Annotated in this window: 6 protein-coding genes; 4 read left to right on the top strand and 2 right to left on the bottom strand. The window is 68.9% G+C overall.

From position 1 onward, the window contains the following. Nucleotides 1-46: 46 nt before the first annotated feature. Nucleotides 47-1,030, bottom strand: a complete 984-nt coding sequence (locus ACN6LB_RS45355) for an NmrA family NAD(P)-binding protein (RefSeq protein WP_445031036.1) — start codon at nucleotides 1,028-1,030, stop codon at nucleotides 47-49. 51 nt (nucleotides 1,031-1,081) lie between these two features. Further along, the gene (locus tag ACN6LB_RS45360) at nucleotides 1,082-2,011 is read right to left on the bottom strand and encodes a haloalkane dehalogenase (RefSeq protein ID WP_445031037.1); all 930 of its coding nucleotides are present in this window, start codon (nucleotides 2,009-2,011) and stop codon (nucleotides 1,082-1,084) included. A gap of 208 nt (nucleotides 2,012-2,219) precedes the next feature. On the opposite strand from ACN6LB_RS45360, the gene ACN6LB_RS45365 reads away from it, so the two are divergent. The 4 genes from ACN6LB_RS45365 (at nucleotide 2,220) to ACN6LB_RS45380 (ending at nucleotide 7,021) form a co-directional block, all read left to right on the top strand. After that, nucleotides 2,220-2,852 (top strand): TetR/AcrR family transcriptional regulator, encoded by a 633-nt coding sequence (locus ACN6LB_RS45365; protein WP_445031038.1) that lies wholly within the window; start codon nucleotides 2,220-2,222, stop codon nucleotides 2,850-2,852. A gap of 220 nt (nucleotides 2,853-3,072) precedes the next feature. Continuing rightward, on the top strand, nucleotides 3,073-3,768 hold the full coding sequence (locus ACN6LB_RS45370; RefSeq protein WP_445031039.1) for an alpha/beta hydrolase: 696 nt from the start codon (nucleotides 3,073-3,075) through the stop codon (nucleotides 3,766-3,768). Between the two features lie 222 nt (nucleotides 3,769-3,990). Continuing rightward, entirely contained in the window at nucleotides 3,991-6,045 is a 2,055-nt protein-coding gene (locus tag ACN6LB_RS45375) for a phosphocholine-specific phospholipase C (RefSeq protein WP_445031040.1), read from the top strand. 100 nt (nucleotides 6,046-6,145) lie between these two features. After that, complete coding sequence (locus ACN6LB_RS45380) at nucleotides 6,146-7,021, top strand: phospholipid scramblase-related protein (RefSeq protein ID WP_445031041.1); 876 nt, start codon at nucleotides 6,146-6,148, stop codon at nucleotides 7,019-7,021. The last annotated feature ends 51 nt before the right edge of the window (nucleotides 7,022-7,072 follow it).

Here is a 7,072-nt window from a genome sequence, read left to right on the forward strand (position 1 = left end):
CCCCCCCCCCCCCCCCCCCCCCCCCCCCCGTCACCGTTCCGACCGCTCAGTTGCTCAGAGCGGCTGCCAGCTCCTGGATGCGCGGGTGGTTCGCCAGCGCCCACCGCACGGTCTTCGGCGGGCGCCCGAGCAGGGTCTCCAGCTCGTCGGTGATGCCGCCGTATCCTCCGCGGCCGATGATCCGTGTCAGGGTCTTCAGGTGCTCCGCGATGTGCGGGTACGCGGACATGTTGGTGTCCACGTAGGTCTTGTTCCAGGTTTCGATGTCTTCGGGAACATATGTGACCGGGCTTCCCAGCACGGCCGCGAAGTCCTCCGCGATCCCGTGCATGTCCTTGAGCTCCGGGCCGGTGAGCGCGTAGGACTTCGAGATGTGCGGCGCCGGATCGGCCAGGATCTTCGCGCACAGTTCCGCGACGTCGTAACCGGCGATGGGTGCGAGCCGGTGGTCGCCGAAGGGCAGGCGCAGTTCACCGTCGGCCAGTGAGCCCAGGGCCAGCCAGGTCATGATGGGGTTCTCGACGAAGAAGGCCGCCTGCACGTTGACGGTCGGGAGGCCGGACCACTCCAGCACCTGCTCGGCGACCCAGTGGGCCCGTTGCTGCGGCGACCAGTTGGCGACGAGTCCGCCGAGCCGCGCGCGCCGTTCCTCTTCCGGCGCGGTCATCCTGTCGAACGTCATGAAGGACTGCTCGTACTCGGAGATGTTGACGAACACCTCGATGTTGCCCTGGGCCCGTGCCGCCGCGGCCATCAGGCTGACGGCGTCCGTGTAGTACGGCGACAGGCTCATGCTGAAGTAGATGCGCCGGACGCCCTTCAGCGCGGCGGTCACGTCGGCGATGGTGAGCAGGTCACCGACGAAGACCTCCGCCCCGGCCTGGCGGAGGGACTGCGCGCGTTCGTCGTCCTGCCGTACGAACGCGCGAACCGGGTGCCCTTGTTCGAGCAGCATGTCGACCATCATGCGGCTCACGCCGCCGATCGCTCCGCCCGCACCGGTGATCAGAATGGGATTGCGCTCCGACATGAATTGTCCTCTGTCTGGTTGGGGTGGGTCGTTGTTCGGAAAGTGCGGCTGTCAGCCGAGGCTGAGGATGGCGTCGACCAGCAGGTCCGGCTGCTGCTCCTGCAGGAAGTGACCGGCGCCGGGGATCGTCGGATGGTTCCGCCCCTGCGCACCGGGGACGTGGGCCTGGAAGGCCTGCTCGAATGCGCGCGTGATGTCCTCGTGTTGGGCGAACGCGGTGAGGAAGGGCTTCTCGAAGTCGGCGAGCCCGGCCCAGGCGCGGTTCAGCATCGAGGCGGGCGGTTCCGTGGCGTCGAGCGGGACGAGCTGGGGGAACTGCCGCGCTCCCGCGAAGTGCCGCTCGGACGGGAAGGGGGCGTCGTAGGCGGCCGCTTCCTCGTCGGTGAGGACGTGGGCGGTCTGGTTGAGCGCGCTGTCGGGGCTGCCGACGGCCCATGAGGCGGTCAGGTCGGGCGACTCGGACTGCTCCAGCCAGCGCAGGAACGCGCTCGCCGCGGGCGCGAACTCCTCCGGGGTGAACGCGGCCATGACCTCCGGGGCGGCCAGTCCCGTGTTGGCGGCGACCACGCCCGCGAACCGATCCGGCGTGAGCCCGACGTGGACGAGGAAAACGAACCCGCCCCAGTCCTGCCCGAACAGCGTGATGTCCGTGAGGCCGAGCCGGTCCAGCCAGGCGCCGGTCCAGGCGACGTGGGACTCGTAGGTGTACGCCGCCCGGTCGGCCGGCTTGTCGGAGCGGCCGAATCCGATCAGGTCGGGCACCAGGACACGTCGGCCGGACGCCACCAGGCCGGGAATCATCTTCCGGTACAGGTAGCCCCAGGTCGGCTCGCCGTGAGCAAGGACCACGACCGGGCCGTCGGGCGGCCCCTCGTCGACGTAGTGCATGCGCAGGCCGTCGCCGACCGTGGCGTACCGAGGCTCGTACGGCCAACCGGGGAGACCGTCGAAGCGCTCGTCAGGTGTTCGTTCGATGTCCACGCGAGTAACCGTAACAGTGTTTTGATTGCTCGATCCGACCGTTCGGCTGTCATGTGGCCCGAGGGTTCTCGGGCCGCCTCCGCGACCTGCTGAGATGACGGGAATTCCCTTGCGGGGCAGGCAGGAGGTGAGGTTAGGGGCGTCGGTCGGTGACATCGTGAGGTGACCCCACGGAGTATCCGTAACGGCGTTGCAATATGCTGGCGTCATGGCCAGGCTCAAGACACATGACGAAGCGCTCCGGCAACGGCTCCTGCACCGCGCGGCCGCCACGGTCTTCGACCGGGGCACGGCTGCGCTGAGCCTGCGACAGCTCGCGACGGACGCGAAGACCTCGACCACGGCGGTCTACTCGCTGTTCGGCAACAAGGCCGGCCTGCTCGACAGCCTCTACCAGGAGGCCGTACGGCTCTTCGTCGCACGCCTGGCCGCCATCCGCCCGACCGGCGACCCGGCCGCAGACGTCATCCACCTTGGGCTCGCCTATCGCGAATACGCCGTCGCCAACCCGCACCTCTACGCGATCCTCTTCGCCGACCGCAGCGTCCACTGCCCGTCCGACGCGGACCGGCCGCGCGAGGTCACCGAGACCTACCGGCCCCTCGTCGACGCCGTGCGTCGCGGACAGCAAGCCGGCCAGTTCACGTCCGACTCCACCCCCGAAGTCATCGCCCTGTCGGTCTGGGGAACCGCCCACGGCCTGGTGTCACTGGTGCTCTCGGGCAACGAGCCACCGCAGCTCGCGGTCGCCGACTGCTACGAGCGGGCAATGCGGGCACTGGTGACGGGGTGGCGACCGGGCGAGGAGGAGGAGGCTCCGCGGTTCACGGACGTGACGTGACGTGATCCCGGTCCCTCAGGACCTCAGGACGTCAGCGGTGTGTGCGTCCCGAATGAGCGCTGGGGATACGTGAGAGGACGGGGGCTTCCCTCGCCCGGCTCGGCGGTGACGGCGCGGGCGAGCAGGAGGTGGCAGCGTTGAACCGCCGCCCCGCTACCGCCCGTTCCGCTCTAGGCCAAGACCGTCGCGCCCCCCACGCCACGGGCGACAGGATCCCCACATGCAGCCGATCCTCGTTCTCGTGCACAGTCCGTCCGTGGGTCCCGCGACCTGGCGCCCGGTGGCCGAACAACTGACCGCGGCGGGGTACCGGGTACGGGTGCCGTCCCTGCTGCACATAGGTGTCAGTGGTCCGCCCTTCTGGCCCCGTGTCGTCGGCGCCGTGCGTGATGCCCTGCGGGAGGTTCCGGCCGGGAGTCCCGTCACGTTGGTGGTGCACAGCAACGCAGGCTTGTTTCTTCCGGTGATTCGCGCGGGTCTCGATCACCCGGTGACCGCTTCGGTCTTTGTCGATGCCGCGCTGCCGGCGCGGGTCGGGCCGACCCCGGTCGCCGCGCCCGAGTTGCTGGAGTTCCTGCGCCCGATGGCGGTGAACGGACGGTTGCCGCGCTGGACCGACTGGTGGGACGAGGCGGACGTCGCCCCGATGTTCTCCGATCCGCTGGTGCGCCAGGAAGTCGTCGAGGAGCAGCCGACCCTGCCGCTGGACTACTACGAGCAGCGCATCCCGGTGCCCGACGGCTGGGACGATCACCCCTGCTCCTCCTTGCTGTTCGGTCCTCCGTACGACGACCTTTCCGTCGAGGCGCGCGAACGCGGCCGGCGTGTGGCGCACCTGCCCGGCGAGCACCTCCATCGGATCGTCGATCCTGTCGGCACGGCCCGGCACATCGTCGAACTCGCTGCCACGGGTTGATCCACGTCCGCTGTACAGGGTGCGTGAGCTGGTCTGCAAGGGAGGGCTCGCGGAATCCGCGGAGGCAACCATTCGCCTTGCGTACCGCCGACTTTCACATCGACGCCACAAGACCCTTCCCTGACGTTTGGTGCTCTTGGAACACTCCAACCGCGCATGTTCCATCAGCATCCGGGATCAGCCGGCCATCCGTACTCCGTCAGGACAAGAGGTCACCCACTCATGCCTCAAGTGAATCGGCGCCGTTTCCTCCAACTCGCGGGCGGCACCGCGGCGTTCACCGCGCTGTCGGACAGCATCGCCAGAGCCGCCTCCCTGCCCGCCGCGCACCGCAGCGGCACCATCGAGGACGTCGAGCACATCGTCGTCCTGATGCAGGAGAACCGGTCCTTCGACCACTACTTCGGCTCGCTGAGAGGCGTCCGAGGCTTCGGTGACCCGCGTCCGGCCACCACCAAGCCCGGCGGCAAGCCGGTCTGGTACCAGTCGGACGGCACCAAGGACGTGCTGCCCTTCCACCCCGAGGCCGACGGCCTGGGCCTCGCCTTCATCCAGGACCTCCCGCACGGCTGGAGCGACGGACACACCGCCTTCAACCAGGGCAAGTACGACAAGTGGGTGCCTGCCAAGTCGGCGACCACGATGGCGTACCTGAACCGCGGCGACATCCCGTTCCACTACGCGCTCGCCGACAGCTTCACCATCTGCGACGCCTACCACTGCTCGTTCATCGGCTCCACCGACCCCAACCGCTACTACATGTGGACGGGGTACACGGGCAACGACGGCTCCGGCGGCGGCCCCGTCCTCGGCAACGACGAGGTCGGCTACGACTGGACGACGTATCCCGAGCGCCTCGAAGAGGCCGGGGTCTCCTGGAAGATCTACCAGGACGTCGGCGACGGCCTCGACGCGAACGGCTCCTGGGGCTGGATCAGCGACGCCTACCGCGGCAACTACGGCGACAACTCCCTGCTCTACTTCAACAAGTACCGCAACGCCAAGCCCGGCGACCCCCTCTACGACAAGGCCCGCACCGGCACCGACGCGCGCAAGGGCGAGGGCTTCTTCGACCAGCTCAAGGCCGACGTCAAGGGCGGAACGCTGCCGAAGATCTCCTGGGTCGTCGCACCCGAGGCGTTCACCGAGCACCCCAACTGGCCCGCGAACTACGGCGCCTGGTACATCGCCCAGGTCCTGGACGCCCTCACCTCCAACCCCGAGGTGTGGGGGAAGACGGCGCTGTTCATCACGTACGACGAGAACGACGGGTTCTTCGACCACCTCGTGCCGCCGTACCCGCCGCAGTCCGCCGCGCAGGGCAAGTCCACGGTCGACGTCGGCCCGGACCTCTTCAAGGGCGACGCCGGTCATGCCGCCGGGCCCTACGGTCTCGGCCAGCGGGTGCCGATGCTCGTCGTCTCGCCCTGGAGCAAGGGCGGTTACGTTTGCTCCGAGACGCTCGACCACACCTCGATCATCCGCTTCATGGAGCGCCGCTTCGGCGTGCACGAGCCCAACATCTCGCCCTGGCGCCGCGCGATCAGCGGCGACCTCAGCTCCGCCTTCGACTTCGCCTGCAAGGACACCAGGCCGGTCGCGCTGCCCGACACCGCGGGTTACGAGCCGCCGGACCACAACCGCCACCCCGACTACGTGCCGGCCCCGCCCGCGCACCCGGCCCTGCCCAAGCAGGAGCGCGGCTCGCGCCCGGCCCGCCCGCTCAAGTACGCGCCCCTGGTGGACGGTTCCGCGGACCCGGCCGCCGGGAAGTACACGCTCACCTTCGCCTCGGGGGCCAAGGCGGGCGCCGCGTTCCTCGTCACCTCCGGCAACCGCACCGACGGCCCGTGGACCTACACCACGGAAGCGGGCAAGACCGTCTCCGACACCTGGAACTCGGCGTACTCCAACGGCTCGTACGACCTGACCGTGCACGGTCCGAACGGCTTCCTGCGCACCTTCCGGGGCCCCGGCAAGGCGGCCGGTCCCGAGGTGAGCGCGCGGCACGCCGGGGACGACCTGGAGCTGACCTTCACCAACAAGGGCTCCGGCACGGTGAACCTGAAGGTCACCAGCGGCTACGGCGGGAAGCCGCAGACGTTCAAGGTGCGCGCGGGCGCGAGCGTCAAGCACACGGTGGACCTTCTGGCGAGCAGGCGTTGGTACGACCTGACCGTCGTGTCCGACGCCGACGCAACGTTCCTGCGGCGGTTGGCCGGACATGTCGAGAACGGCCGGCCCGGCGTCAGCGACCCGGCGATCGTCACCGGCTGATGGCCATGCGGACGGGTGCGGGGACGAGAGCGTGGGCGGGTGTGCGGACGGATACCGAACACCTGGTTGTATTCCTACGGGCTCGCGGTAGTGTGCCCCGGTGACCACGCATTCGAACACTCCTGCCGGTTGGTTCCCGGATCCGCAGGGAGCGCCCCAGACGCTGCGCTACTGGGACGGTTCCCAGTGGACCGAGCACACCAGCCCGGACCAGCAGGCCCAGGCGGCGCAGCAGGTACCGCAGCAGGCGCAGCCCGGCCCGCAGCAGGCGTACGGCAAGCAGGAGGCCTACGGCCAGCAGGCTCCCGTCCCCGACCCGCGGGTGCAGCAGCAGGTGCAGCAGCAGGCCGGGGTCGCGGCCGGCGCCGCCGGTGGCGGCAGCCTGTTCACCGAGCCGGTCCTGGTGGTGAACCAGAAGGCCAAGCTGATCGAGGTGACCAACGAGTACAAGGTCATGGATCAGAACGGCAACCAGATCGGCTCGGTCACCGAGGTCGGGCAGAGCACGCTGAAGAAGGCGATGCGTCTGGTTTCCAGCCTCGACCAGTTCATGACGCACCGGCTGGAGATCCGTGACGCCTACGGCCAGCCGCAGCTGCTGCTGACGAGGCCCGCGAAGTTCCTCAAGTCGCGGGTGGTCGTGTCGCGTCCGGACGGTTCGCCCGTGGGCGAGATCGTCCAGGAGAACATGATCGGGAAGATCAACTTCGCGATGAACGTCGACGGCCAGAAGGTCGGGGCGATCAAGGCGGAGAACTGGCGGGCCTGGAACTTCGCGATCGTCGACCACGCGGACAACGAGGTCGCCCGGATCACCAAGACCTGGGAAGGTCTGGCGAAGACCATGTTCACCACCGCGGACAACTACGTCCTGCAGATCCACTACCAGCTCCCCGAGCCCCTGTTGAGCCTCGTCGTGGCGACGGCACTGACCGTCGACACGGCTCTCAAGCAGGACTCCCGCGGGCTGGGCTGATCCCCGCACGCACGACGGACACAACAGCGGCGGGGGGGGCGTGCACGGAGC

The organism is Streptomyces sp. SAS_270 (assembly GCF_052543295.1).